Here is a 25,745-nt window from a genome sequence, read left to right as displayed (position 1 = left end):
TTTTTTCGTTTCTGCGGTTTGTTCAGGATTCGCGTCAAGGGCAAACACCTGTCTGACAGATCTAGATCCCGTCCTCCGGCAGCAGCTCGATGCTAAACGGTTTACCGTTGTACATCACTCTGGCAAAACGGCGTGTGTACCAACTCTGATCCTCGCGCTGATAGGCTTTCTCGAAGTAGGGGCCACGCAAAATGAGCTGGTTATTGTCGTTGTAGCCAAAACCCACTTTGTCATTGCCGGTCCAGTGCTGCTGAAAGGCTTTGGTGGGTGCCGCATCCAACCTCTGCGCTTCCTCAGTGCTGCACTGGGTGAAGCTTTTACGAAACTTAAAGCTAATCCCGGCCTGATAGCGGTCGCGGCCATTGGTATCAACCAGTGCGCTGGTCCAGCCGGTAGACGGTGGGATCTTCACATACAGTTTGCAGCGTGCGGATGTCCCTTCAATATGCACCCGCCCAACAGGACTGGAGCCTTCGCCATACCAACTGGCAATCACATCTGACTCTTCGCGTGCCTGCAAATAGATATGGGCAACGCCTTCGGGGGTGCGGGTACTGAAATCGGTCTGGGTTGCGCCCTGGCTGAGATACTGGGCCGATCCCAACATGCGGAGATGTATCTGTGACGATTTATCAGAAAAGTGGAACTCACCGACGTAAAACCAGGTATGCGCGTTGGCAAAATTACTCATATGGTGCTGCGAGGTAATGGCGTCATAGCTTAGTGAACCCTGAAAAATCGCCCCTAAGTCTGAAATCTCCGCGACGCCACGATCAAACTCACTCAACAACGTCCACGGCTCTATACCGTCAGTGGAGTAGTCGAACGGTTTCGCTGAGCTGTGAATGCTCTTTTGAATAATCAAGGCACGGGTAAACCCCAGCTTCAGCGGGTAAATACTGGACTCAATGGCCAGGCCCTCAATCACCCACTGGCCGTTGGTCAGATCACCTGGATAGTCGGTGTGCTCAATCCAGCCGTTGCGAATAAAAGATTGGGTACAACGCGGCAGATCCAGGGCGGGGCGGTTTTTACTGTTCTGGATATTAAAATTAGAGAGCTCGATGGCCGTGCAGTGATCCCAGGCTCCCTGTGCCTGATCGGACCAACGGGCATAGATAATTGAATCCTGGCTGTGGCGTGAGTAAAACTGATCGATCTTACAATCCAGCGTATCGATCAGATCCAGACAGCGACCACCGGTATTGCGAAACTCCACGCTGCTGACGTGCAGAAACTGCCCACCGGTCACGACATTCTTGAAAAAGCCTTTGGTGTTGGCGGGATGACCGTCAACGTTGCTCTGGCCTGCGAACACCAGGCCGGCGATCTCGACATAGCGCGCTTTCACCCGAAATACGACGTCACTGTTTTTACGATCGGAATAAATCAGGGTGGTGGGGAAATAGCCAAAGTTGACCGGAGCACCTGACACTTTAAAACGGTTCACTTCACCTTTGTCGGCGATATCAAAGGCAGACAGATAAAACTCACCGGCAGTAAAACGAATACCCGTGGCGGGGTAGTTCTTCTGGGACCAGTTAAACATGCGTCTGACCGCCTCTGCGCAGTCTGTCTTGCCATCGGCTATCGCGCCAAAGTCCAGCACGGTGACATTGTTATAGTCCTGTAGAACCCGTTTCCAGCGGGCCCCCTTGGCACTGACAAAGGTAACGCCACCATCATCAGGGCTTTTCGTATCCGTGATGTCATACACAAACACGCCACCGCCCATTTTACTACCAGGGTTATACTCCAGCACTGTTGCTAGCTCTCCGGCGGCGGCGGGTTCATGTGCGCGTAAATCGGCGACAGTGCGTACCTGGACAACCGTGGCCGTTTTTGCCTGGGCGGGGCTGTTTACATTCTGCTGCTGTTGCGTCATGACTGTTCCTCTTCACAGGATTGCGAGCGCTTTGCTGTCCAAAGTATAAGCAGCCGCACACCGGAAATGCGTAAAGGTCCAGGCTAACATAATGATTTCACAAGCAGCGCATGGAAAAACAGGCTGAAATTCAAGGCCAGAAAACAGCCGGATATGAATATTTCCAGAAAACTCCCAAAACGATTCTGCTTACCTGTGGAAGTAAAACGGAGATGTGCTATTTCTTCGGCGTCAGGCTGTGCCAGATGTGCATCACTGCATAACTACGCCAGGGACGCCAGCTTTGGGAGCGAGCCTCAGCCTGCGCGGCGGTAAGCCCCCCGAGGTTGTTGCGAATGGCAATATCTTCCCGCGGGAAAGCATCCGGCCAGCGCAGCGCCCGCATCGCAATATAGCTGGCGGTCCACGGGCCAATGCCCTTGAGTGATAACAAACGCTGTACCACCTCATCGGGTTGTTTGATGCCGCTAAAATTCAGGTCGCCAGCGTTAAAAGCTGCGGCAATCGCCAAAATGGTACTGGAGCGCGCGCTAACAATCCCCAGACTGGCAACCTCATCCAGCGTGGCTTGTGCGACCCGACTCGGGAAAGGAGAAAGACGCGATAAATCGGCAAACGGGGTCACAAAGGGTTCCCCAAATGCCGCCGCGAAACGGCTACTGAGCGTGGTCGCTGCTTTTACAGTGATCTGTTGGCCGAGAATTGCCCGCACCATCATTTCAAATCCGTCAAAGGCACCGGGAACCCGCAGCCCAGGAAAATGCGCCACGCTCTCCTGTAGCAGAGGGTCTTGGGCCAGATGGTCAGCAATTTGCAGTGGCTGAGCATTAAGATCGAACAGATCGCGTAAGCGGCGTAAGAGTGCCGGTAATACCGGGGACAAGCTGGTGGTGAACGTGACCTCCAGCGCATGATGCCGGGGGAGATTACGCACGCTGATCCAGCCTCGGCACCGGCCCAGCGCCACAGTTCGACGATAGTGGCCGTCTGCTACGGCTTCGACCTCTTTCATTACACGCTGGCTCAGAAAGCCTAACAGCAGCTCCCAGTCGAAAGGGGGACGATAGGCGAGGCGCAGGGTCGCCGTGGCCTCAATCACCTCGTGAGCAGGCTCAGAGGTTGCTTTGCGTAGCCGACTGGGGGACATACGGTAACGGCTCTGGAAAACGTCATTAAAACGTCGCAGGCTACTGAAACCACTGGCTAGGGCAATCTCCGTCACAGGAAGGCGGGTTTCGGTCAGCAACTGCTTGGCTAACAGCAGTCGGCGAGTTTGCCGTAGCTCCACCGGAGATACGCCCAGCTCCTGCTGCACAATGCGGCGTAGCTGGCGCAAACTGATCCCCAGATCTGCGGCGATACTGTCGAGGCTTAACTCCGACTCCAGGACCCCTTCTTCAATGTGACGTAACAGGAGATCGGCAACGCGATGGGGTTTATCAACCGGGGCATTACCGGGAGCCAGCTCGGGTCGGCAGCGCAAACAGGGACGGAAATGCGCTTTTTCTGCCGCTTCAGCGCTGGAAAAAAATACACAGTTCTCTTTACGGGGTGGTTTTACCGGGCAAATCGGGCGACAGTAAATCCCGGTTGAGGTGACGCCAACAAAGAAAACGCCGTCAAAGCGACGATCTCGTGCGGTTAATGCCTGCCAGGCAGTCTCACGATCAAACATAGCAACCTCAGAGGAAAAAGGGATCAGTGCCTATCTTCGCGCAATGCCGCGTTGGCAACTGGCTGTTTTCGGTCATCACAACAGATTAACCCGATGACCGAAAACAGCCAGTTCTGTGGAGAAAAAGTGCGATAATTGGCACGTCTGAGTGAGGAGAAGAACATGTATTACAGCAAACAGATTGAAACCCCGGTAGGTGAGCTGACACTGGTCGCCAGCGATCGCGGCGTCGTGGCTATTCTGTGGGAGGATGATTCACCGTCGCGTGTGAAATTAAGCACCACCCAGCATGATGATCATCATCCCATCCTGTGCGAAACCGAGCGGCAGTTACGTGCCTACTTCGCCGGTGAGTTGCAGCATTTCACCTTGCCAATGGACGCCAGGGGAACGGAATTTCAGCAAAAAGTGTGGCACGCCCTGACCACCATTCCGTTTGGTGAGACGCGCAGCTACGGCCAGATTGCGACGCAGATCGGGCATCCTAAAGCGGTGCGCGCCGTGGGCGCGGCGAATGGCCGTAATCCATTATCCATTATTGCCCCCTGTCATCGGGTGATTGGCAGTAACGGTAAACTGACCGGTTTCGCCGGTGGGCTGGCGGTAAAAGCTTTTCTGCTGGCGCTGGAAAACCCGCAAAAATCCTGATCGTCCTGCTCACAAAAATGACACGACACTGCGGCTTTTTTCCGCTATCTTGTTTAGTATAAAAAACATGATGGCGGAAAGAATGCCAGTATTAGCCTTGAAAAGTTAATTTTCGTTAATTAGATAAAACGAGAGTCGTGTCATGAGCCTGATGTTTGATCCTGAAAGCGCCATCTATCCATTTCCACCTAAGCCCCAGCGTCTGAGTAGTGAAGAAAAATCTGCTTATCGCGAGAAAATCAAACAGTTACTTAAAGCACGCAACGCGGTGCTGGTGGCGCACTACTATACCGATCCTGAAATCCAGGCGTTGGCGGAAGAGACCGGCGGCTGCGTCTCGGACTCGCTGGAAATGGCGCGTTTTGGCTGCAACCACAGCGCAACAACCCTGCTGGTGGCTGGGGTGCGTTTTATGGGAGAAACCGCCAAAATCCTCAGCCCGGAAAAAACGGTGCTGATGCCAACCTTACAGGCTGAGTGCTCACTGGATCTCGGTTGTCCGATTGAAGAGTTTAACCGTTTTTGCGATGCGCATCCCGATCGTACCGTGGTGGTCTATGCCAACACCTCCGCCGCAGTAAAAGCGCGCGCTGACTGGGTGGTGACATCCAGTATTGCGGTTGAGCTGATCGAGCACCTCGACAGCCTGGGCGAGAAAATCATCTGGGCACCGGATCGCCATCTCGGACGCTACGTGACGAAGCAGACCAGTGCTGACGTTCTCTGCTGGCAGGGGGCATGTATCGTACATGATGAGTTTAAAACTCAGGCTTTGCAGCGCATGAAAACCCTCTACCCGGAAGCCGCTGTGCTGGTACACCCGGAATCGCCGCAGGCGATAGTCGATTTAGCCGATGCCGTGGGTTCCACCAGCCAGCTGATTCAGGCCGCCAAAACGCTACCGCACCCGCGTATGATTGTTGCCACCGATCGCGGCATCTTCTACAAAATGCAGCAGGCCGTGCCGGATAAAGAGCTGTTAGAAGCCCCGACAGCCGGGGAAGGGGCAACCTGTCGCACCTGCGCACACTGCCCGTGGATGGCGATGAACGGTTTACAAGCCATTGCTGAGGCGCTGGAAAACGGCGGGAGCGAGCATGAAATTCATGTGGAACCCGCATTACGTGAGGCGGCATTGCTCCCGCTGAACCGCATGCTATCCTTTGCAGCAGATCTTAAACTCAAAGTAAAAGGGAATGCCTGACAGGCCTTTTCTGAGGTGGCTTAATATGGATTTTTTTAGCACACACAATATCCTGGTGCATATCCCTCTGGGTGCGGGCGGATACGATCTCTCGTGGATTGAAGCCGTGGGAACGCTGGCCGGCTTGCTCTGCATCTGGCTCGCCAGCCTGGAGAAAATCAGCAACTACCTGTTTGGTTTGATTAATGTCACGCTGTTTGCGGTGATCTTTTTCCAGATCCAACTCTACGCCAGCCTGCTGCTACAGCTGTTTTTCTTTGCTGCCAACGTCTATGGCTGGTATGCGTGGAGCCGTCAAACCAGTGATAATCAGGCCGCGTTAAAAATCCGCTGGTTGTCGCGTAGCAGTGCTCTGGGATGGGGAGTAGCGTGTGTGGTAGCGATAGCGCTGCTAACGCTGTGGATCGACCCGTTCTTCGCCTTCCTCAGTCGCATCGCCGTTGCGCTGATGAACGCCGTAGGGCTTTCTGTCACCTTGCCCGTGCTCCAGCCTGATGCTTTCCCGTTCTGGGACTCCACCATGACGGTACTGTCTGTTGTCGCGATGATCCTGATGACGCGTAAGTATGTGGAAAACTGGCTGCTGTGGGTGGTTATTGATGTGATCAGTGTGATGATTTTCGCCCGTCAGGGCGTTTACGCCATGGCACTGGAGTACGTGATTCTCACCCTTATTGCCCTCAATGGCTCACGGCTGTGGATTGCCAGCGCGCGTGAGCAGGGTTCACGTGCGCTGTCGTCTCAGTGATGATGGTCTGAATGTGTGCCGTGAGGGTGCTCGTGTTCTAGCACGGCTCCCTCCACCTGCTGATGCGGTGCCCCTGTTTCGCACAACTCACAATCCAGCCCGCTACAGGGCTGGTACTCCATCTGTACCGTTGCATGGGCAATCTGATAATGCTGATGCAGCCAGACGTGTATTTGCCGTAACAGGCCATCATGGTCGTAAGGGGGGATCACCTGCACGTGCAGGGTCAGCAGGGGTTTCTCGCCCACTTGCCATAAGTGGACATGATGCACGTTGCGTACTTCAGCAATCGCCTGGGTTAGCTCACGCTTGAGTTTGTCGACGTTAATCGCCTTCGGCGCACCTTCCAGTAGCTCATGCAGGCTTTCCCGCAGCAGTTTCCAGCCGCTACGTACCACCAGTAAGGACACCAGCAGTGAAAGGATCGGGTCAATTGGCGTCCAGCCGGTGGTCATAATGATGATGGCGGCAATAATTGCCCCAACGGAACCGAGCAGATCACCCATAACATGAAGTGCAGCCGCGCGGACGTTAAGATTTTTCTCTTCACTGCCGTGGTGCAGTAACCAAAAGGCGAAAATATTCGCCAGCAGCCCGGCAACCGCCACCACCAGCATCAGCCCGCCGGTCACCGCCTGAGGATGGAAAAAGCGCTGGAGCGCTTCCCAGACAATCAGCACCGTGATCACCAGCAGGGCGATAGCGTTAATAAACGCGGCGAGGGTGGTCAGGCGTAGCAGGCCAAACGTGTGGCGCGCATTTGGTTTGCGCTGCGCAAATTTAACCGCCAGCAGTGCCATCAGCAGTGCGGCGGCATCTGTCAACATATGGCCTGCGTCTGCAAGCAGTGCCAGCGAACCCGAGATCAAACCACCGGCCACTTCCGCCAGCATAAACAGCGTGGTAACGAGCAGTGCGGCCAGCAGCCGTTTTTGATTGCCATCATGAGGATGGGCGTGATTATGGGCCATAGAATTCCACTATTAAGACAACGATCCTGGCGGCGATCATAGCAGTAAAACTGTGATAACAGATGCGTCTTGCTGTGGTTTTAGCGCAGCTGCGCACATAAAGGTGTGGGTGGGAACAGGAAGGGGGAAAAGGTGGGGGGAAGTTCCCCCCAGAAAGCCGTTAATGGGAGGATTCAATCGAGCCATTACCTTCAGTGCTTTCCACTTTTTCTTTGGTGTGGTGTTTTTTATGGTGCGTTGAGTTTTGGTGTTCACCGGTCGCGGCGGCATTGGTATTAGTGCTGCCGTTATTAATCTTACTGTTATCAACATTATTCGGTGGCAGATTTTCTTTCGCGCCACCGGCTGCGGCACCGGCACTCGCCGCCTGGTTAGCATCGCCGTTGTTGCTGTCGGCGGCCATTACGGCAGAGCTACCCAAAGTCAATGCAGTTGTCAGAAAGAGAATGGCGTACTTATTCATGGTTAAACTCCTGCTCATCGAGCGTTGCATGCCCCATTTGTCGCCCCGTTTACGGGTAAACGTGAATTGGTGGAATATATCGCTACCATGCTGTCTGTTTCTAAAATTAAATATCGCAAGTAATATTCAATTTGGCAGTAACTGTTAAAAAGTGTAGACCCTGACAAAATAAATGCAAACGCGATACGGGGTTGTTAACACGACGTGACAATTTACACCATGCAGGCAACGGGCTACAGTGGGCAGGTTGCGCCAGAAGTTACTCTGGCCAGAAATTTTACGGAACCAGTATGAATTATCAGAATGATGACCTACGCATCCGCGAGATTAAAGAACTTCTCCCGCCGGTTGCCTTATTAGAAAAATTCCCGGCCAGCGATAAAGCGGCCAAAACCGTAGCCACCGCCCGCACTGCCATCCACCAGATCCTCCAGGGCGAAGACGATCGCCTGCTGGTGGTCATTGGCCCGTGCTCTATCCACGATCCCCAGGCCGCGATGGATTACGCCGCACGCCTGCTGGCGCTGCGCGAAGAGTTGCAGGGTGAGCTGGAAGTGGTCATGCGCGTCTATTTCGAAAAACCGCGTACCACAGTGGGCTGGAAAGGGCTGATCAACGACCCGTTCATGGACGGCAGCTTCCAGATCAACGACGGCCTGCGCCTGGCGCGTAAGCTGTTGCTGGATATCAATGATACTGGCCTGCCTGCGGCCGGTGAGTTCCTCGACATGATCACCCCTCAGTATGTGGCTGACTTGATGAGCTGGGGCGCGATTGGCGCGCGTACCACCGAATCTCAGGTGCACCGCGAGCTCTCTTCCGGCCTCTCTTGTCCGGTTGGGTTCAAAAATGGCACCGACGGCACCATTAAAGTGGCGATCGATGCCATTAATGCGGCTAGCTCGCCACACTGCTTCCTGTCGGTGACCAAATATGGCCACTCCGCCATTGTTGAAACCAGCGGCAACGCGGATTGCCACATCATTCTGCGTGGCGGTAAAGAGCCGAACTACAGCGCAGAGCATGTGAAGGCCGTGAAAGCCGGGCTGGCGAAAGCAGGCTTACCACAGCAGGTGATGATCGACTTCAGCCACGCGAACAGCAGCAAGCAATTCCAGAAGCAGCTAGTGGTTGCAGATGACGTTGCACAGCAGATGATCAGCGGAGAGCAGGGGATTATCGGCGTAATGATCGAGAGTAACCTGGTGGAAGGAAATCAGAGCCTCGAGAGCGGCGAGCCGCTGGTCTACGGCAAAAGTGTTACCGATGCCTGCATCGGCTGGAGCGACACGGAAAACGTATTGCGTCAGTTGGCGGGTGCCGTGAAAGCGCGTCGCGGCTAACGTTTGTTGCGATGACATAAAAAAAGGCCAGACACTGTCTGGCCTTTTTGCTGTTTCAGTGCAGCGAATTACTTCGCTTTGCCCTGATTAGCCACTGCTGCGGCTTTAGCTGCGATTTCGTCAGCGTCGCCCAGGTAGTAGCGTTTCAGCGGTTTGAAGTTCTCATCAAACTCATACACCATCGGCACGCCGGTTGGGATGTTCAGTTCGAGGATCTCTTCTTCGCTCAGGTTGTCGAGGTATTTAACCAGCGCACGCAGTGAGTTACCGTGTGCTGCAACCAGAACTTTCTCACCGCTCTTGATGCGCGGCAGAATAGATTCGTTCCAGTAAGGGATAACGCGGTCAATGGTCAGCGCCAGGCTTTCGGTGGTTGGCAGCTGCTCGTCGCTCAGTGCGGCGTAGCGTGGGTCATGACCCGGGAAGCGCTCATCGCTACGCTCCAGGTCTGGTGGGGTCACGCGGAAGCCACGACGCCACTGCAATACCTGCTCATCGCCATATTTAGCGGCAGTTTCTGCTTTATCCAGGCCCTGCAGCGCACCGTAGTGACGCTCGTTCAGACGCCAGGATTTTTCAACCGGCAGCCAGGCCTGATCCAGCTCGTCCAGCACATTCCACAGGGTGTGAATGGCACGCTTCAGCACGGAAGTGTAGGCAAAATCAAACACGAAGCCTTCTTTTTTCAGCAGTTGACCTGCTGCTTTAGCTTCGGTACGACCTTTATCAGACAGGTCTACATCGTACCATCCGGTAAAGCGGTTTTCCTGATTCCACTGGCTTTCGCCGTGGCGTACCAGGACCAGCTTAGTTACGGCCATAGCTTAACTCCTTCAATACATAATGATGTTGCGGGATAGTAAAAACCTTGCTGCCAATTGCGCCATACCATAGCGGAAAACAACGCACTGCGTAAGCCTGTCTGCAACGCAGTGCGCGTTTTTCAGCCGCTTATACGGTGATAAAGCGATAGCGCGTCGTGGCTTTCCAGCAATCACCGGGCTGTAACCAGCAGTCCGGCTGCGGCCATTCCGGGTGGTTAGGCGAATCTGGCAGGTAGCCACTTTCCAGAGCAATCCCCTGGTAATCCTCATAGTGGTCGTGCTCGCGCGCCCGCGTTCCACCCAGATAATTACCGCTGTAAACCTGTAGCGCAGGGCAGGACGTCGTCACTTCCAGGCTCAGTTTGCCATCGGCGGAGGTGAGCTGAGCAGCGACCTGCTGCACATCACCTGCGCTGTTAAGCAGGAAGGCGTGATCGTAGCCCTTGGTGGCTTGCTGATCGGCATCTTGCAGGAAATCCTGCGCCACGGTTTTTGCCTGGCGAAAATCGAAGCTGGTGCCTGCCACCGCCGTGAGGTTGGCATTGGGCAGCCCCATGCTGTCTACGGGCAGGTAGTTATCGGCCTGTAGTTGTAGACGATGCTGGCGTACATCACCATGATCGGCATCAAGGTTGAAGTAGGCATGGTTAGTCAGCGCAACCGGGGTCGGCTGGTCGCTCTCTGCCTCATAGCGAATCAGCAGCGAGTTGTCTTCCGCCAGCTCGTACCACAGGTCGACCAGCAGTGCGCCAGGGAAACCCTGATCGCCATCCGGTGAGTCGAGGCGGTAGTGCACCACGCTCTCACTCTGGCTGACAATCTGCCAGCGGCGTTTATCAAAACCTTCCGGGCCACCGTGCAGCTGGTTTGGCCCCTGGTTAGGCAGCAGTGCCTGACCGGTGGCATTTAGCCGCGCGCCCGCGATACGGTTGGCATAGCGCCCCACCGTTGCGCCGAGATAGGCCCTTTGGTGCAGGTAGTCAGAAGGCGTTGCGCAGCCGAGCAGCGCTTCACGCACGCTGCCATCATCAAGGGGAATGCGGGCGGAGAGCCAGGTGGCTCCCCAGTCCATGAATGTGGCGACCATCCCGTTGTGATTACGTAACACGGTGATGCGCCAGGGCTGGCCGTCAGGGGCCGTTGACTGGATATCACTTAGCAAATGCCTGCTCCTTCTGATGCTTTACACACGTAAAAGGTCTCTTTGATGCCGGTTTTTGCTTCGTACTGGCTCGCAATGGCGTGACGGACCTGATCCACTAAGCCCACCGGCATCAGTGCGACGATACAACCGCCAAAGCCGCCGCCCGTCATACGTACGCCACCCTGGGTGCCAATTTCAGCTTTGACCAGTTCCACCAGCGTATCAATTGCGGGTACGGTGATTTCAAAATCGTCACGCATGGAAGCGTGTGATTCTGCCATCAATTCGCCCATACGCACTAAATCGCCACGGCTCAACGCATCGGCAGCTTCCTGAGTGCGCGCATTCTCGGTCAGCACATGGCGGACGCGTTTAGCCACTTCGCCCTCTAACTGTGCTTCAGCGGCATAGAACTCGGCCAGCGTCACATCACGCAGTGCCGGTTTACCGAAGAAACGCGCTCCAGCTTCACACTGCTCACGGCGGGTATTGTACTCGCTGCCCACCAGGCTACGACGGAAGTTGGAGTTGATGATCACCACCGCGACATCGGTTGGCAGTGATACGGCACGGGTTGAGAGATCGCGACAGTCGAGGAGCATCGCGTGATCTTTCTGCCCGAGCGCTGAGATCAACTGATCCATAATGCCGCAGTTACAGCCGACAAATTTGTTCTCTGCTTCCTGGCCGTTAAGCGCAATTTCAGCCCCGCCCAGCTTCAGCTGATACAGCTGCTGGAAGACCGTACCCACCGCGACTTCCAGCGAAGCGGAAGAGCTCAACCCTGCACCCTGCGGCACGTTGCCACTGATCACCAGGTCAGCTCCGCCGAAGTTGCTGTCACGCAGTTGCAGGTATTTCACAACGCCACGCACGTAATTGGCCCACAGAGGCTCGTGCAGTGCAGTGATTTCTGCATCCAGCGAGAAGCTATCCTGCTGCTGCTCGTAATCAACGGCGACGACGCGGACGATGCGATCGTCGCGTTTAGCACAAGCGATGACGGTTTGATAATCAATCGCGCAGGGCAATACAAAACCATCATTATAGTCGGTATGTTCGCCAATGAGGTTCACGCGGCCAGGTGCCTGAATGGTGTGGGTGGCTGCATAGCCAAAAGTCTCGGCAAAAACCTGTTGGGTGATGTTTTTTAAGCTCATTATTGCGCCTCACGGAAATGAATATCACTGACAGAACGCAGGCGCTCGGCGGCCTGTTCTGCGGTTAAATCGCGTTGGGTTTCAGCCAGCATCTCGTAGCCGACCATAAATTTACGCACGGTGGCCGAACGTAGCAGCGGCGGATAAAAATGCGCGTGCAGTTGCCAGTGTGCATTGTCTTCGCCGTTGAAGGGCGCGCCGTGCCAGCCCATGGAGTAGGGGAAAGAGCACTGGAACAGATTGTCATAGCGGCTGGTGAGTTTTTTCAGCGCCAGCGCCAGATCGCTCCGCTGAGCCGCGTTGAGATCGGTGATGCGCTGTGCTGGCGCTTTCGGCAGCAGCAGCGTTTCAAACGGCCAGGCGGCCCAGTAGGGCACCACGGCCAGCCAGTGCTCGGTTTCCACTACCGTGCGGCTGCCATCTTTCAGCTCTCGCGTCACGTAGTCGAGCAGCATTGGCGAACCCGTACGGGCGAAGTATTCACGCTGGTGGACATCTTCTCGTGCCGCTTCGTTAGGCAGGAAACTGTTGGCCCACACCTGACCGTGCGGGTGCGGATTCGAGCAGCCCATGGCTGCGCCTTTGTTCTCAAACACCTGCACCCACGGGTAGGTTTGCCCCAGCTCAGCCGTTAAATCCTGCCAGGTCTGCACCACCTCTTCCAGCGCAGGCAGTGAAAGCTGCGGCAAGGTTTTGCTGTGATCCGGTGAGAAGCAGATCACCCGGCTGGTGCCGCGTGCGCTGCCGCTGCGCATTAGCACATCGTCACTCTCGGGGGCATCCGGTGTGTCTGTCATCAGGGCGGCAAAATCGTTGGTGAAGACAAAGGTGCCGGTATAGTTCGGGTTGATATCGCCAGTGATGCGGGTATTACCGGCACACAGGAAACAGTCGGGATCGTGTTGAGGCAGCTGCTCAACCGCAGGGGTTTCCTGCGCCCCCTGCCACGGGCGTTTAGCGCGGTGTGGAGAAACCAATACCCACTGATCGGTCAGCGGGTTGTAGCGGCGATGAGGGTGATCTACCGGGTTAAATTGTTCCATGGGACGTCCTGATAACGTTGAGGCACTGAATCTGGCGTAAAAGTAACACAGCCATGCGGATGAAATCGTGATCCAGGCAGGATAAATGAAATCGTTTACACAAGATGAAGATTTCTGATACGGGCTTTAGGATAGCATGCAGGGAATGAGTACGGTCAATATGTGGTAACGTTTACATTGTGGAGTGATGCTGCGGAAAGCGTGCGGAGAAGGGCGTGACCGGGGGCTCGAATCCCCCGGTTTTTAGCGTCAGGCTTTGAGCTGGGTTTGCTCGTAGCGGTAGCCACCACCCTCTTTGGCGACAAAGCTCAAACGGTGGCTGATGCACTGTGGTGCATCTTCAGCATGGTGAGAAACGAACAGCAGTTGTGTTCGCCCCTCGCCGATAAGAATATCGACAAAGCGACGCACCAGCTGGCGGTTAATAGAATCCAGCCCCTGCAACGGCTCATCAAGGATCAGCAAGGTAGGGTGTTTTACCAGCGCGCGGGCAATCAGCACTAAACGCTGCTGGCCCCATGAGAGGCTGTGGAACGGTGTATCGGCCAGCTGATTATCCATCCCGAGCAGTGCCAGCCACTGCCGGGCCAGCGCTTTTTGCCGATCCGAAGCGGCCTGATACAACCCAATGGAGTCAAAGAAACCAGACAGGATCACCGTGCTCACGCTGACGTTAACGCGGTACTCCAGATGCAGGCTGCTGCTGACGTAGCCAATGTGCTGCTTAATGTCCCAGATGGTCTCACCGCTACCGCGTCGAATACCAAACAGGGTCAGATCGTTGCTGTAGCCTTGCGGATGGTCACCGGTAATCAGGCTCAAGAGCGTGGATTTACCTGCGCCGTTTGGCCCGGTAATCTGCCAGTGCTCACCGCTATTGAGCTGCCAGTTCATCCCTTCGATCACGGGCATATCGTTGTATGAAACGCGGCCATTGCGCAGGGTAACCCGGGGAGCGTCATCTGCCAGTTGTGGCAGGGCATCGGCCACATCCGGTTCGGGCAGCGCCATGCCTTCTAACTTCTCACTGTGGGCCAGTTGGGCGACCAGCGCTTCAGCCAGTAACTCACTGCGTGGCCCGGTGTGTGTCACTTCACACTCCAGCAGCACCCCAGCGTGCTGAACAAACTCTGGAATATCTTCGAAGCGGTTCAATACCAGTACCAGCGTGAAATTCTCGTGCTGGAGCTGGGCGAGGGTTTCGGCCAGGCTGGCGCGAGATTGCACGTCAAGGCCGTCAAAAGGCTCATCGAGGATCAGCAAATCAGGCTGGGCCATCAGCGCCTGGCACAGCAAGGTCTTACGCGTTTCGCCGGTTGAGAGGTATTTGAAGCGGCGAGTCAGCAAATAGCTAATACCAAACCGCTGGGCTAACTGTTCACAGCGGACCGGATCTTTGACCTCGGTCTGGATGAGTTCGGCGGCGGTCAGGCCGGTGTCATCTTCATGCTCACTCAGCAAATCGGTGTTGTTACGTTGCCATTCATCGGCGACGATTTTCTGCAACTGCTCCAGTGACAGGCGCACTGGATGTTTGAAGGTGGACTCCCGCGTGCCTTTCTCCACCGGTAACTCGCCGGAAAGGGCGCGTGCCAGAGCTGATTTACCGCTGCCGTTAGCACCGACAAACGCCCAGCTCTCGCCGCTGCGCAACGTAAGGTCTTTCAGGGTCAGGACTCGGGTATCGCTAAGACGAAACGTGCCTTGCGAAATTTGCAATATAGACATAATTTATTCCGTTTTTTGCATCAATACTGGCAGTTTTAATCCTTGTGGTCAGTGTTGTCAATTTGTCATCGGGGAGAGTGCCCGTCAGGAGAGCACGAAAAGCACAGTGCAGTTTTATAACCAGCCGTTACAATCACTTTTTTGTTTGTCTGTGAGGCTCTGATGCTGGAATTGATTAAAAGCCTGGCTGTAGCGATCATCATGGTGCCGATTGTTATGGCGCTGATGCTGGGTCTGATCTACGGCCTGGGTGAAGTCTTCAACGTAATCTCGAAATTCGGTCACCGCGATAACCGCTCTTCCCGTTCAGCTAGCTGAACCTCGCCAACGCCCTCACGGGCGTTGTGCATCCCCTCTCAAGTTGCCTCTTTTTATGCCGATAAGCTCATGACAGGGCTGCGGTTTCCGGGCTATGCTCAGGAAAGCTACTACGATAAAGAGAGAACAATAATGTCTACAAATCAATACCGCTGGGGTATGGCTGCTGCGTTCACGTTGATGCTGGCCGGGCAAGCCGTGGCCGCTGATAAAGTCACGGTTTTTGCTGCGGCATCGCTGACCAATGCAATGGATGAGATTGGTAAAGTCTGGCAGCAGAAGACCGGCGTTGAAGTGGTCAGCTCTTATGCTTCTTCTTCCGTGCTGGCACGTCAGATTGAACAGGGCGCACCTGCTGACCTGTTTATCTCTGCCGATCAGCAGTGGATGGATGATGCTGTGGCAAAACAGAGCATGGAAACCGCAACCCGTTACACCTTACTCGGCAACGATCTGGTGCTGATTGCGCCAGTGAGTAGCACAGTGAAGAGTGTCAAAATTGATGCCCAAACGGACTGGACCACCTTATTGAAAGGCGAACGTCTGGCCGTCGGCGATCCCGATCACGTACCGGCGGGTATTTACGCACAGGAAGCCCTGACCCATCTGGGCGCCTGGCCTGTGGTCTCTCCGGTGCTGGCGCGAGCCAATAATGTGCGCGCAGCGCTGGCGTTGGTTGAACGCAATGAAACGCCATTTGGTGTGGTATACGGTTCTGACGCCGTAGCCAGCAAAAAAGTCGCCGTGGTAGGGACATTCCCGGAAGCGAGCCATAAACCGGTGGAATATCCGATGGCGGTCGTGAAAGGCCATCAGCAACCTGCGGTCGAGGCATTTTACAGCTATCTGAAAGGCCCGGAAGCCGCCGCAGTGTTCAAACGTTACGGCTTTGCGCCTAAATCATGATACTGAGCGATGCCGAATGGCAGGCGGTGCTGCTGAGTTTGCAAGTCTCTGGTACAGCGGTGCTGTTTAGTTTGCCATTGGGGATTTGGGTCGCCTGGTTACTGGCGCGCTGCCAGTTTCCGGGTAAAGCCCTGCTGGACAGCCTGATTCACTTGCCACTGGTGTTACCGCCAGTGGTAGTGGGTTATTTATTGCTGATTGGTCTGGGTAAACGTGGCCTGATTGGTGAGTGGCTGTATCAGTGGTTTGGCTTTACCTTTGCCTTTAGCTGGCGTGGGGCCGCGCTGGCTTCGGCCGTCATCGCATTTCCGCTGATGGTGCGTGCTATTCGCCTCGCACTGGAAGCGGTGGATACCCGGCTGGAGCAAGCTGCGCGTACCCTGGGGGCCGGGCGCTGGCGTACCTTTGTCACCATCACGCTGCCGCTCACCTTGCCGGGCATTATTGTCGGCACGGTGCTGGCGTTTGCGCGGTCGTTGGGTGAGTTTGGTGCCACCATTACCTTTGTGGCGAATATTCCCAATGAAACCCGCACTCTGCCACTGGCGATGTACACCCTGATCGAAACGCCGGGGGCAGAGAATGCCGCCGCGCGCCTGTGTGTGATCGCGATTGTGCTGGCGCTAACGGCACTGCTGGTTTCTGAATGGCTTGCCCGTTGGGGCCGTAAACGACTGAGGGGCTGATGCTGTCGCTAGATTTTACTTTGCAGCAAGGAGAGCACCTGCTGAAGGTGCAGGCTGCGATCCCGGCTCAGGGGATCACCGCCATTTTCGGTGTATCCGGTGCCGGTAAAACGTCACTGATCAACGCCATTGCCGGGCTGGCACAGCCACAGCAGGGCCACATTCAGCTACATCAGCGGGTGTTGAGTGATACCGAACAGCGGATTTTCCTGCCGCCGGAGCAGCGTCGCGTGGGCTATGTATTTCAGGATGCCCGCTTGTTTCCGCACTACCGGGTGCGTGGCAATCTGCAATATGCGATGGCGACCTCGATGAAAGCGCAATTCGATGAGCTGGTGACGCTGCTGGGGATTGAAAAGCTACTCGATCGTTTCCCCCATTCGCTTTCCGGCGGTGAAAAGCAGCGGGTAGCGATAGGACGCGCCTTGCTAACCGCGCCAGACCTGCTGTTGCTGGATGAACCCATGGCATCACTGGATCTGCTCCGCAAGCGGGAGTTGATGCCCTGGCTGCAAAAACTGGTTAAGCGGGTGGAGATCCCAGTGCTGTATGTGTCACACAGTCTGGAGGAGATTTTCCAGCTTGCTGACAACCTACTGGTGCTGGATAAGGGGAATGTCACTGCCTTCGGTCCATTGGATAAAGTGTGGAGCAGTGCCGCAATGCGTCCCTGGCTGCCACGCAGCGCGCCCAGCAGTGTGCTGCGGGTCCAGGTACTGGAACATCACCCGACTTATCCGATGACAGCACTCTCCCTGGGCGATCAGCACATCTGGGTGGCGCGCGTGGCGTTACCGGTGAAATCGGCATTGCGTATTCGCATTGCTGCCACCGATGTTTCTCTGGCGCTGGTGCCACCGCAGCACAGCTCACAACGCAATATTTTACCAGCACAGGTGGTGGAGTTAGTCGATGAAGGGGAGCAGGTACAGGTGAAGCTACGTATTGGGATCAGTGAACTTTGGGCATCGATTTCACCCTGGGCGCGGGATGAGCTGAGTATCCGGCCCGATCAGTGGCTGTATGTGCAGATTAAAAGCGTCGCGGTGACGATCTAGCTGCCGCCCACTGCGCTGAGGACAGTCAGACGCAATGGGTAACATTTCATCACCGGGAGTTATCAACCAGGCAAATTCAGAATTTCCTTACACCGGGCGAATCGCTATTCCCTTGTTGGCGTTTGCCAGTTGATAGCTAAATTCACTGTCATCGATGCAGAGCTGGTTAAAATCTTCGATGTACGGAATATGGCTAAAGTGATCGTTCTTCACTGCAATACAGTTTGCGCCCGCAGCCACAGCGGAATAAATACCGTTGTCTGAATCTTCAAACACCAGGCAATTTTCCGGGGCAATCGCCAGCTTTTCCATCGCCAGTTGATACGGTTGTGGATCAGGCTTACCACGTTGAACATCATTGCGGCAGACAATACAGTCAAAATTCAGATTGTGCTGTTCCATGACGTTTTTAATTTTCTCTGGCCAGCTACTGGTGACCAAACCCACTTTAACGTCAAAGTTGCGCAGGCGATAAATAAACTTTTCAACGCCATCAATAGTACGGTAGATAGCCTCTTCTTCACGCTGATCGACTTTACTGTGAATCACTTTCTTTTCGCTATCGCTGCGATCCGGGAACAGGTTATCCAGCGTAAAAAGATGGGACGCACCAATAATATAGCGATCGACTTCAGCCTGCGTAAAACTGTAGCCATACTCTTCAGCAGTGGTCAGCCAGGCACTGATAATGGCTTTATTTGAGTCGATGATGACACCATCTAAATCAAATAAAACGGCATCTATTTTCTTTGCAACTGTTGCAGTGACTGACATGAATTACTCCTTATTGGTAACGATGAAGGTATCATTAATAATAACCGCCTTAACAATCCCGGCACGCAAGACACTCAATGCCTCTTCAGGGGTGTTAATAATAGGTTCTTCATGGCGGTTGAAAGAGGTATTAACCAGGCAGGGTTGACCAGAGAACTGATACCATTTCTGGATTAACTCAAACATAAACGGATCTTTTTCTTTGCGAATAACCTGCGGCCGTGCGGTATTGTCAATATGCACCACAGCTGGACACTGGGCCGCCATCACGGGTTTACAGTCGTAGGTCATGGTCATATATTCAGCAGAGGCGTCCGCTGAAGCCCAGTCAGTAAAGCAGACTTCGGCTAACAAATCGGTGGTAACCGGCGCGAACGGCATAAATTCGGTGCGGTGCAGTTGGTTATTTAGCCAGACGTTAATATCTTTATTATGGGCATGATAAACAATGCTGCGCTGGCAGAGTGCGCGCGGGCCAAATTCCATGTTGCCACGGACAAAAGCCAGCACGCTATCGGTGCGTAACAAGTCCACCACCGCTTGCGGCATATCGGCAGGTTGGGTGTAATGAAGATCGGGCTGCTGGTCCAGCAGAGCACTGACGCTGGCATTGCTGTAGTCTGGGCCAAGTGCCATTGTGGTCAGCTCGCAGCGGGTATCGGTCTCACGCCATTGCGCGGTGACTGCCGCGGCTAATGCCAGGCCGTCATCACCCATGCAAGGCAAGACAAACACATTCTCAATGCCTTCCATTTGATTCACGCGCTGGTTGAGTTTGACGTTGCCAAACAGACCACCGGCGAGACACACGTGTTTCACTTTGTAGTTTTTAATGTAGGGCGCAATTAAACCGGTGATTATATTTTCGATATGCTGCTGGGCGGCAGCGGCAATATCTTCTTTACTGTAATTGCTCACTTCATTGATCAGTTTTTCTGAATAGCCTTGATAGGAAGGAACGTAATAATCACCGCAGTTTGCGATAATATGGCCATCTTTCAGATCAATCATTTTCTTCATTAATGGCATTGCCCGCGCCGGATTACCATGTGCAGCCAGTCCGGTAATTTTACCTTCGTGGCGGTTAGGTTTAAACCCAAGCAGGTGGGTAATACGGCCATAGAAATAACCGAGGCTATCAATGGTGGTTTCGCGATGCAGGACCGTTTCTTTACCCTGTTCAATCAGGCGAACGGTAAGGGAGATAAAATCACCGCGTCCGTCACTGGTGACAACCAGCGCACTCTGGAACGGGGAACAGAGCCAGGCACCCCAGGCGTGGGTGTCATGGTGGTCGATGTAGCGAACTTTATTTTTTAAATCGTTGTCGGCAATGAAGCGATCAAATTCAGCGCGTTTTACTTTGTCATTGACCAGCTCATCAGAGATACGTTTCTTTAAAACATCAATGTTAGCGAAGTTGTTCTGGCACTCATAAATCACACGATTTACGTAAAGATTGAGGCTGTGGTCTTCATTAAATCCGGCATTCCAGCCGTAAGCAACAATATCGACATCGGCTAACGTTTTATTATTTTGTTTTAACACGTAGTCAATCGACTGCTGTGGCCAAATTTTGTGGCCTTTAATCCGTGTGAAACGTTCTTCGTGTACAGCGGAAAGAATATTTTTACCCTCAACCAGGCAAGCGCCTGCGGTATCGTTGTTGGTAATGCCTAAGATTAGCATATGATAACTTCCTCTAATTTCTTGTCAGGGTAGCTTTCAGACAACATAGCGAATTTTTCCAGCGCTTCCTTATTGTCTGCGGCAATAATGTGCAATTTCGATATATGGAATTTCTCTAGCAGTGTGCTGCGAATAATTTCTCCCACGGCAGGATCGCTCAGTGATTGTGGTACCACGGTGTCACCTTTAATCAGAAAAACAAAATGTTGATTTTGCATGATTTATTCCTGTGATTGTGATCTTCATCACACTTGTGGGTTCTCTATCTATTAAATCCCTCTGGGCGATGAAAATATAATAGAAATTACGCCCACTTTGATTACTGAATGGAATGGATACTCGACTCTTACGCGCTTTTGTAGTGTTAGCTGACTCTGGCAGTTACCGTGAAGCGGCGCAGAAGCTGTTTGTCACCCAGCCCGCGCTGACGAAGCAGATTCAGATGATCGAGAACGAACTGGGGATGCAGCTGTTCGTTCGCGGCCGTCATGGCGCGCAGCTCACGCCGGGCGGCGAACAGTTAGTGGGGAAAGCCCGCTTTATCGTCGAGCAGTCGGTAGAGTTCCGCCATCTGGCCAAGAACATCGCCAGTGGCAAAGAGGGGAACCTGTTTATCGGTTTTGGCATTGCCGGGATCAAGGTTGCCCCGGTGTTGATTGCCCAGTTCCGTCAACGTTATCCACGGGTACACATCAATCTGGAAGACATGCCTTCTTCGGTTCAGACCGAGGAACTGCTACAAGGGCGGATTCAGATCGCCTTTATGCGCCTGCCGGTGAAAGCACCGCTTAAAGGCGTGACGCTGCGGACGGAATCGCTGGTGATTGCCGTGAAAGAAGACCTCTATTCACACTATGTCACCAGCTTACGCCAGCAAGATAACTACCGTTCGCTGGCCGAACTGCCTCTGCTGGTACTGAAAAGCGAGCGCGGTCCCGGTCTGGATAAACAAGTAAAACGTTTTCTGGCTTTTAATCAGTTAGAACCTGAAGTGGTGCAGGAAGCCCGCGATATCCAGACCCTCATGGCGCTGGTCGCGGCGGGACTGGGTGTGGCGATTGTGCCGGAAAGCACGGTGAATATTTCGCCGGAAGAGGTCAGAATGATCCCGCTCAACGGGCCACACACCCAGTGGGACTTAGGCGTGGTGTGGAACAGCGTGTATGACGATCACCTGCGCGATCTGTTTTTATCGATGTTGCCCGCAGCAAGCTAACGGGCGGCGAGCGTAGTCTGCTGCCGCCAACGGACTTACAATACTTCGCGATAAATCGTCTCGGCGATCCCGGTTTCGAGATTGGTGCCAATCACCTTGTGCGCTCGCGCTTTAATGGTTTCATCCGCATTGCCCATCGCGACGCCCAGGCCGACATGTTCCAGCATGCTTAAGTCGTTATAGTTATCGCCAAACGCCAGCACGTCTTTCATGCTCAACCCCTGCGAGGCGAGCCACTCAGCCAGACGTTTTCCTTTGCTGTTGCCTTGCTGGGCAATATCAACCTGATCGTGCCATGACCATTCGCAGGCCAGACCCAACTCCGCTTCTACCTTGTCGACAAACTGTTGCAGTGCACGGGTATCGGGATGGGAGAGGGCGAATTTCCATAATGATTTTGCTTCACGCGCCGCTTGCGCTAAATCATCCACCTTCACAAACACTGGGCGTTGTTCTGGCGGCAATGACTGTGCCCAGTTTTGGGTGCGGGTGACGTGCCCGGCATCGTGCTGATACAGCATGACGTCATCGACATACAGCAAACCGTGCATGGCGTCTTGATTGAGCATTTCTACCACCCGCAACGCCTGTTCCTGAGCCAGTGGATCAGAAGATAGGACCTTTTTTGCATGATAATCATACAAGTAGGTCCCATTGCAGCAAATTGCAGGTGTATCTAACTGCAGTGCCTGATAAAAAGGATGGATGGCACAGTGGTGACGCCCGGTGACGATCAGTACCTGAACCCCTGCTGCACGTGCACGCTTAATGGCTTCAAGAGATTCCGGGAGAATGGTTTTAGCGGGAGTCAGCAGTGTGCCGTCGAGATCCAGAGCGATAACGCGATAACTCATTGATAATGTCGCCTGTGTCAGGGAGGTAAAAATTCAGTTTACACCGGGCACAGCAGCCAGACAAAAAATGCGGCACAAAACATCCCGGCGCAGGCCAGTAAAACAGGCTACAGTTGAGCGCGTTCCTCTTCAGGCAGTCAACAAGGAGAAAAAATGAAACAAGTTGTCTATACCGCCAGTCCCGAATCCCAGCAGATCCATGCATGGCAGCTCAGTGATGACGGTGCCTTAACCCTGTTGCAGGTCACGGATGTTGCCGGTCAGGTGCAGCCGATGGTGGTTAGCCCGAAAAAAGATTTTCTCTATGTCGGTGTGCGACCAGACTTTCGCATTATTGCCTACCGTATTGCCGCTGATGGCAAGTTAACCAAAGCCGGTGAAGCGCCACTCCCAGGCAGCCCAACGCATATCTCCACCGATCGTGATGGCAAGTTCCTGTTCTGCGGCTCGTATAACGATGCTTGCGTCAGCGTCAGCCCGATTGACAGCGCAGGCCTGCCACAAGCGCCTTCTCAGGTGATTAACGGTCTGGATGGCTGCCACTCAGCCAATATCGATAACGCCAACCAGACGCTGTTTGTACCGGCGCTGAAGCAGGATCGTATCGCGCTGTTCTCCCTGAGCAACAACGGTGAATTAAGCGCTAAAGCTCAGGCAGAAGTCACCACCGAAGCGGGTGCCGGGCCTCGTCATATGGCTTTCCATCCAAACGGTCAGTTTGCTTACTGCGTGAATGAGTTGAACAGCAGCGTCGATGTCTGGGCTCTGAACCAGCAGGAAAAAGTGGCGAAGCTGCAAAGTATCGACATCATGCCGCAAGATTTCACCGGCACGCGCTGGGCCGCAGATATTCATCTGACGCCAGATGGCCGCTTCCTGTATGCCTGCGACCGCACCAGCAGCACCATTACCGTACTAAGTGTCTCTGCATCTGGCGACCAGGTCGCGGTGGAAGGCTTCCAGGCGACAGAAACCCAGCCGCGTGGCTTTAACATCGACCACAGCGGGCGCTTCCTGATCGCTGCCGGGCAGAAATCACACCATATTGAAGTGTATGGGATTGGCGAGAAAGGGCTGCTACAGCCACTGGCACGCTATGCCGTGGGGCAGGGGCCAATGTGGGTAGTGGTACACGCGCTGGCAGAATAAGCGTGTAAAAAGCGAGATAAGCCCGGTGAGGAGAACCTTACCGGGCTTTTTTTTACTGGAATTTCGCCGTGATAGCGGCACTTGCCAGCTTGTGCTGGAACACATGGAAGCCAATCAGTGCGCCGCTGTTATCCGCAGTGACGTCGATCTGTTCAACGTCCAGCGCATACACGGTAAAGATGTAACGGTGGCTGCGGTTCGGTGGAGGAGCGGCACCGCCGTAGCCTGGCTCACCGAAATCGGTGCGGGTCTGCAACGCGCCTGCTGGCAGTTCCGCTTTACCCGAACCCGCACCTTCTGGGATCTCACGTGCGTCAGCAGGAATGTTGGCAACCACCCAATGCCACCAGCCTGAACCGGTCGGGGCGTCAGGATCGTAGCAGGTCACGACAAAGCTTTTCGTTCCTTCCGGCACGTCGTCCCATGCCAGATGCGGGGACAGGTTGTCACCGCTGTAGCCCATGCCATTAAAGACCTGGCGCTGTGGCAGCTTATCGCCATCGTTGAAATTATTACTGGAAATGCGCATATCGCTCTCCTGTTCCGTGGTGGTAGATAACGCATCTTAACTGATTGCTCTGACACGTCCAGCGTGATACTAGCGGGCGTTGGTAAAATGTTGTGAATAATCAAGCGCTGCGGCCATTGCCTGAGTTAAGCGGGTAATATCTTCACGGCGACTCACATAAGGCGGCATGAGATAAATCAGGCGTCCAAAGGGACGGATCCACACGCCTTGTTCGACGAAGAAACGTTGAATGTTGGCCATCTCCACCGCGTCATGGGTCTCTATCACGCCAATCGCCCCTAGCACCCGCGCATCGGCAACGCGTGGATGCTCACGCAGCGGCAGAAGTTCTTCTTGCAACTGCTGCTCAATCGCCGCGACCTGGGTTTTCCAGTCGCCGCTTTGCAGCAGATCCAGGCTGGCAACGGCCACCGCGCAGGCCAGTGGATTGCCCATAAACGTGGGGCCATGCATGAAGCAGGCCGCTTCACTCCGGCTTATCGTCTCTGCGACATCCCGCGTGGTGATCGTGGCGGCCAGCGTCAGGGTGCCGCCAGTCAGCGCCTTACCCACACAGAGAATATCGGGTGCGATACCCGCATGTTCGCAGGCGAACAGCGCCCCGGTGCGGCCAAAGCCCGTCGCGATTTCATCGGCGATCAGCAACACATCGAATTCATCGCACAACTCACGCACCCGTTGCAGGTAGCGCGGCGAGTAGAAACGCATTCCCCCCGCACCTTGCACAATCGGCTCGAGGATCACCGCCGCTAACTCACGATGATGCCGTTCCAATCGCTGAGTGAAATCTGCAATGTCGTCTTCATCCCAGTCTTCAGCAAAGCCGCACTGCGGTGCCGCCGCAAAGTGATGCTGGGGCAGGTAGCCCCGCCACAGGCTGTGCATGGCATTGTGTGGATCGCACACCGACATTGCCGCAAAGGTATCGCCATGATAGCCACGTTGCAGTGTCAGAAACTGCTGGCGGCGCTCTCCGCGCCCAAGCCAGTACTGCAACGCCATTTTCATCGCCACTTCAACGGCTACAGAGCCGGAGTCAGCGAGGAAAACACACTCCAGCGGATCGGGGGTCATTGCCACTAACCGGCGGCACAGTGCCACCGCTGCCGGATGGGTAATACCGCCAAACATCACATGTGACATCTGTGCCAACTGTTGCTGCAAGGCGTGATTCAGCGCCGGATGGTTGTAGCCATGGATCGCCGCCCACCACGATGACATTCCGTCCACCAACTGGCGGCCATCGGCCAGCGTCAATCGAGTGCCATGGGCTGCAACAACCGGGTAGCAGGGCAATGGATCGACCATTGAAGTGTAGGGGTGCCAGATATGCTGGCGGTCAAAATCAAGGTCTTGCTGGCTGAACATGGGTATTGTAAACCAAAATAAAAAGATTTAGTTTACAAGTATAACCACGTTAATCGTCGGGATGACACCCTTTTTTGGAGCACGCAATGGCACAACGCTGGACAGTGAAACAGGCACAAGCCCTGTTCGATAAACCTTTTCTTGAACTGATGTTTGAAGCGCAGCAGGTGCATCGGCAGAACTTCGATCCACGCCAGGTTCAGGTCAGTACCTTGCTGTCGATTAAAACCGGTGCCTGTCCGGAAGACTGTAAATACTGTCCACAAAGCTCGCGCTACAAAACCGGTCTGACATCAGAACGCCTGATGGAAGTGGAGGCGGTGCTGGCTTCGGCGCGCAAAGCAAAAGCGGCGGGTTCGAGC

The 25,745-nt window shown here is 54.4% G+C and carries 25 protein-coding genes and 1 pseudogene; 11 read left to right on the top strand and 15 right to left on the bottom strand.

Going from position 1 to position 25,745, the window contains the following annotated elements; translation table 11 throughout:
• Positions 1-61: 61 nt before the first annotated feature.
• The gene (locus B880_RS0102935; protein WP_017345885.1) at positions 62-1,885 is read right to left on the bottom strand and encodes a hypothetical protein; all 1,824 of its coding nucleotides are present in this window, start codon (positions 1,883-1,885) and stop codon (positions 62-64) included.
• A gap of 217 nt (positions 1,886-2,102) precedes the next feature.
• Positions 2,103-3,560, bottom strand: a complete 1,458-nt coding sequence (locus B880_RS0102930; protein ID WP_017345884.1) for a DNA-3-methyladenine glycosylase 2 family protein — start codon at positions 3,558-3,560, stop codon at positions 2,103-2,105.
• A gap of 162 nt (positions 3,561-3,722) precedes the next feature.
• On the opposite strand from B880_RS0102930, the gene B880_RS0102925 reads away from it, so the two are divergent.
• From B880_RS0102925 to pnuC, 3 genes are all read left to right on the top strand, one after another.
• Complete coding sequence (locus tag B880_RS0102925; protein WP_017345883.1) at positions 3,723-4,208, top strand: methylated-DNA--[protein]-cysteine S-methyltransferase; 486 nt, start codon at positions 3,723-3,725, stop codon at positions 4,206-4,208.
• Positions 4,209-4,350: 142 nt separating this feature from the next.
• On the top strand, positions 4,351-5,412 hold the full coding sequence (gene nadA, locus B880_RS0102920) for a quinolinate synthase NadA (RefSeq protein ID WP_017345882.1): 1,062 nt from the start codon (positions 4,351-4,353) through the stop codon (positions 5,410-5,412).
• 25 nt (positions 5,413-5,437) lie between these two features.
• Entirely contained in the window at positions 5,438-6,160 is a 723-nt protein-coding gene (pnuC, locus tag B880_RS0102915; RefSeq protein WP_017345881.1) for a nicotinamide riboside transporter PnuC, read from the top strand.
• Here the strand turns inward: pnuC and zitB are convergent.
• Both zitB and B880_RS24605 read right to left on the bottom strand, forming a co-directional pair.
• Complete coding sequence (zitB, locus tag B880_RS0102910) at positions 6,154-7,131, bottom strand: CDF family zinc transporter ZitB (protein WP_017345880.1); 978 nt, start codon at positions 7,129-7,131, stop codon at positions 6,154-6,156. The genes pnuC and zitB overlap by 7 nt on opposite strands.
• Positions 7,132-7,291: 160 nt before the next feature.
• Entirely contained in the window at positions 7,292-7,594 is a 303-nt protein-coding gene (locus B880_RS24605; protein WP_017345879.1) for a protein YbgS, read from the bottom strand.
• A gap of 290 nt (positions 7,595-7,884) precedes the next feature.
• Between B880_RS24605 and aroG the strand changes: the two genes are divergently transcribed.
• Entirely contained in the window at positions 7,885-8,937 is a 1,053-nt protein-coding gene (gene aroG / locus B880_RS0102900; RefSeq protein WP_017345878.1) for a 3-deoxy-7-phosphoheptulonate synthase AroG, read from the top strand.
• 68 nt (positions 8,938-9,005) lie between these two features.
• Here aroG and gpmA read toward each other — a convergent pair whose 3' ends face one another.
• The 5 genes from gpmA to modF form a co-directional block, all read right to left on the bottom strand.
• On the bottom strand, positions 9,006-9,758 hold the full coding sequence (gene gpmA / locus B880_RS0102895; protein WP_017345877.1) for a 2,3-diphosphoglycerate-dependent phosphoglycerate mutase: 753 nt from the start codon (positions 9,756-9,758) through the stop codon (positions 9,006-9,008).
• Positions 9,759-9,888: 130 nt separating this feature from the next.
• Positions 9,889-10,923 (bottom strand): galactose-1-epimerase, encoded by a 1,035-nt coding sequence (gene galM, locus B880_RS0102890; RefSeq protein ID WP_017345876.1) that lies wholly within the window; start codon positions 10,921-10,923, stop codon positions 9,889-9,891.
• A complete protein-coding gene (gene galK, locus B880_RS0102885) occupies positions 10,917-12,065 on the bottom strand; it encodes a galactokinase (RefSeq protein ID WP_017345875.1) in 1,149 nt (382 codons plus the stop codon). The genes galM and galK overlap by 7 nt, the downstream gene beginning before the upstream one ends.
• Positions 12,065-13,108, bottom strand: a complete 1,044-nt coding sequence (gene galT, locus B880_RS0102880; RefSeq protein WP_017345874.1) for a galactose-1-phosphate uridylyltransferase — start codon at positions 13,106-13,108, stop codon at positions 12,065-12,067. The genes galK and galT overlap by 1 nt, the downstream gene beginning before the upstream one ends.
• 249 nt (positions 13,109-13,357) lie before the next feature.
• Entirely contained in the window at positions 13,358-14,836 is a 1,479-nt protein-coding gene (gene modF, locus B880_RS0102875) for a molybdate ABC transporter ATP-binding protein ModF (protein ID WP_017345873.1), read from the bottom strand.
• Between the two features lie 162 nt (positions 14,837-14,998).
• Here modF and B880_RS25850 point away from each other — a divergent pair, with 162 nt between their 5' ends.
• The 4 genes from B880_RS25850 (at position 14,999) to modC (ending at position 17,804) form a co-directional block, all read left to right on the top strand.
• Positions 14,999-15,154, top strand: coding sequence for an AcrZ family multidrug efflux pump-associated protein (locus B880_RS25850; protein ID WP_017345872.1), 156 nt, complete (start codon positions 14,999-15,001; stop codon positions 15,152-15,154).
• 132 nt (positions 15,155-15,286) lie between these two features.
• Positions 15,287-16,060, top strand: a complete 774-nt coding sequence (modA, locus tag B880_RS0102865; RefSeq protein ID WP_017345871.1) for a molybdate ABC transporter substrate-binding protein — start codon at positions 15,287-15,289, stop codon at positions 16,058-16,060.
• A complete protein-coding gene (gene modB, locus B880_RS0102860) occupies positions 16,057-16,746 on the top strand; it encodes a molybdate ABC transporter permease subunit (protein ID WP_017345870.1) in 690 nt (229 codons plus the stop codon). Before modA ends, modB begins: the two co-directional genes overlap by 4 nt.
• Complete coding sequence (gene modC / locus B880_RS0102855; protein ID WP_017345869.1) at positions 16,746-17,804, top strand: molybdenum ABC transporter ATP-binding protein ModC; 1,059 nt, start codon at positions 16,746-16,748, stop codon at positions 17,802-17,804. Before modB ends, modC begins: the two co-directional genes overlap by 1 nt.
• Positions 17,805-17,891: 87 nt before the next feature.
• Here modC and B880_RS24600 read toward each other — a convergent pair whose 3' ends face one another.
• From B880_RS24600 to B880_RS0102840, 3 genes are read right to left on the bottom strand one after another with little or no spacing between them, the layout of a single operon-like run.
• Positions 17,892-18,578 carry an HAD family hydrolase gene (locus tag B880_RS24600; protein WP_017345868.1) on the bottom strand — a complete coding sequence of 229 codons (687 nt, stop codon included), beginning with the start codon at positions 18,576-18,578 and terminating at the stop codon, positions 17,892-17,894.
• A gap of 3 nt (positions 18,579-18,581) precedes the next feature.
• The gene (locus B880_RS0102845) at positions 18,582-20,267 is read right to left on the bottom strand and encodes a carbamoyltransferase C-terminal domain-containing protein (protein WP_017345867.1); all 1,686 of its coding nucleotides are present in this window, start codon (positions 20,265-20,267) and stop codon (positions 18,582-18,584) included.
• Positions 20,261-20,485: a hypothetical protein gene (locus tag B880_RS0102840; RefSeq protein ID WP_017345866.1), complete on the bottom strand. Its 225-nt coding sequence runs from the start codon at positions 20,483-20,485 to the stop codon at positions 20,261-20,263. Before B880_RS0102840 ends, B880_RS0102845 begins: the two co-directional genes overlap by 7 nt.
• A gap of 113 nt (positions 20,486-20,598) precedes the next feature.
• On the opposite strand from B880_RS0102840, the gene B880_RS0102835 reads away from it, so the two are divergent.
• Positions 20,599-21,483, top strand: coding sequence for a LysR family transcriptional regulator (locus tag B880_RS0102835; protein ID WP_017345865.1), 885 nt, complete (start codon positions 20,599-20,601; stop codon positions 21,481-21,483).
• A gap of 35 nt (positions 21,484-21,518) precedes the next feature.
• Here the strand turns inward: B880_RS0102835 and B880_RS0102830 are convergent, their stop codons facing one another.
• Positions 21,519-22,337, bottom strand: a complete 819-nt coding sequence (locus tag B880_RS0102830) for a pyridoxal phosphatase (protein WP_017345864.1) — start codon at positions 22,335-22,337, stop codon at positions 21,519-21,521.
• A 153-nt stretch (positions 22,338-22,490) separates the two neighbouring features.
• Here B880_RS0102830 and pgl point away from each other — a divergent pair, with 153 nt between their 5' ends.
• The gene (gene pgl, locus B880_RS0102825) at positions 22,491-23,486 is read left to right on the top strand and encodes a 6-phosphogluconolactonase (RefSeq protein ID WP_017345863.1); all 996 of its coding nucleotides are present in this window, start codon (positions 22,491-22,493) and stop codon (positions 23,484-23,486) included.
• Positions 23,487-23,538: 52 nt separating this feature from the next.
• Here pgl and B880_RS0102820 read toward each other — a convergent pair whose 3' ends face one another.
• Together B880_RS0102820 and bioA are read right to left on the bottom strand one after the other, a co-directional pair.
• Positions 23,539-24,015, bottom strand: a complete 477-nt coding sequence (locus tag B880_RS0102820) for a kinase inhibitor (protein WP_017345862.1) — start codon at positions 24,013-24,015, stop codon at positions 23,539-23,541.
• A 69-nt stretch (positions 24,016-24,084) separates the two neighbouring features.
• A complete protein-coding gene (bioA, locus tag B880_RS0102815; protein ID WP_017345861.1) occupies positions 24,085-25,383 on the bottom strand; it encodes an adenosylmethionine--8-amino-7-oxononanoate transaminase in 1,299 nt (432 codons plus the stop codon).
• Positions 25,384-25,469: 86 nt separating this feature from the next.
• On the opposite strand from bioA, the pseudogene B880_RS24595 reads away from it, so the two are divergent.
• A pseudogene (locus B880_RS24595) lies at positions 25,470-25,745 on the top strand (biotin synthase BioB); the annotation flags it as partial.

Origin of the sequence: Pantoea sp. A4 (assembly GCF_000295955.2) — a bacterium.
Taxonomy (GTDB): domain Bacteria; phylum Pseudomonadota; class Gammaproteobacteria; order Enterobacterales; family Enterobacteriaceae; genus Pantoea; species Pantoea multigeneris.
The sequence above is the reverse complement of the archived record's forward strand: the minus strand, read 5'-3'. Positions and strand labels throughout refer to the sequence as shown.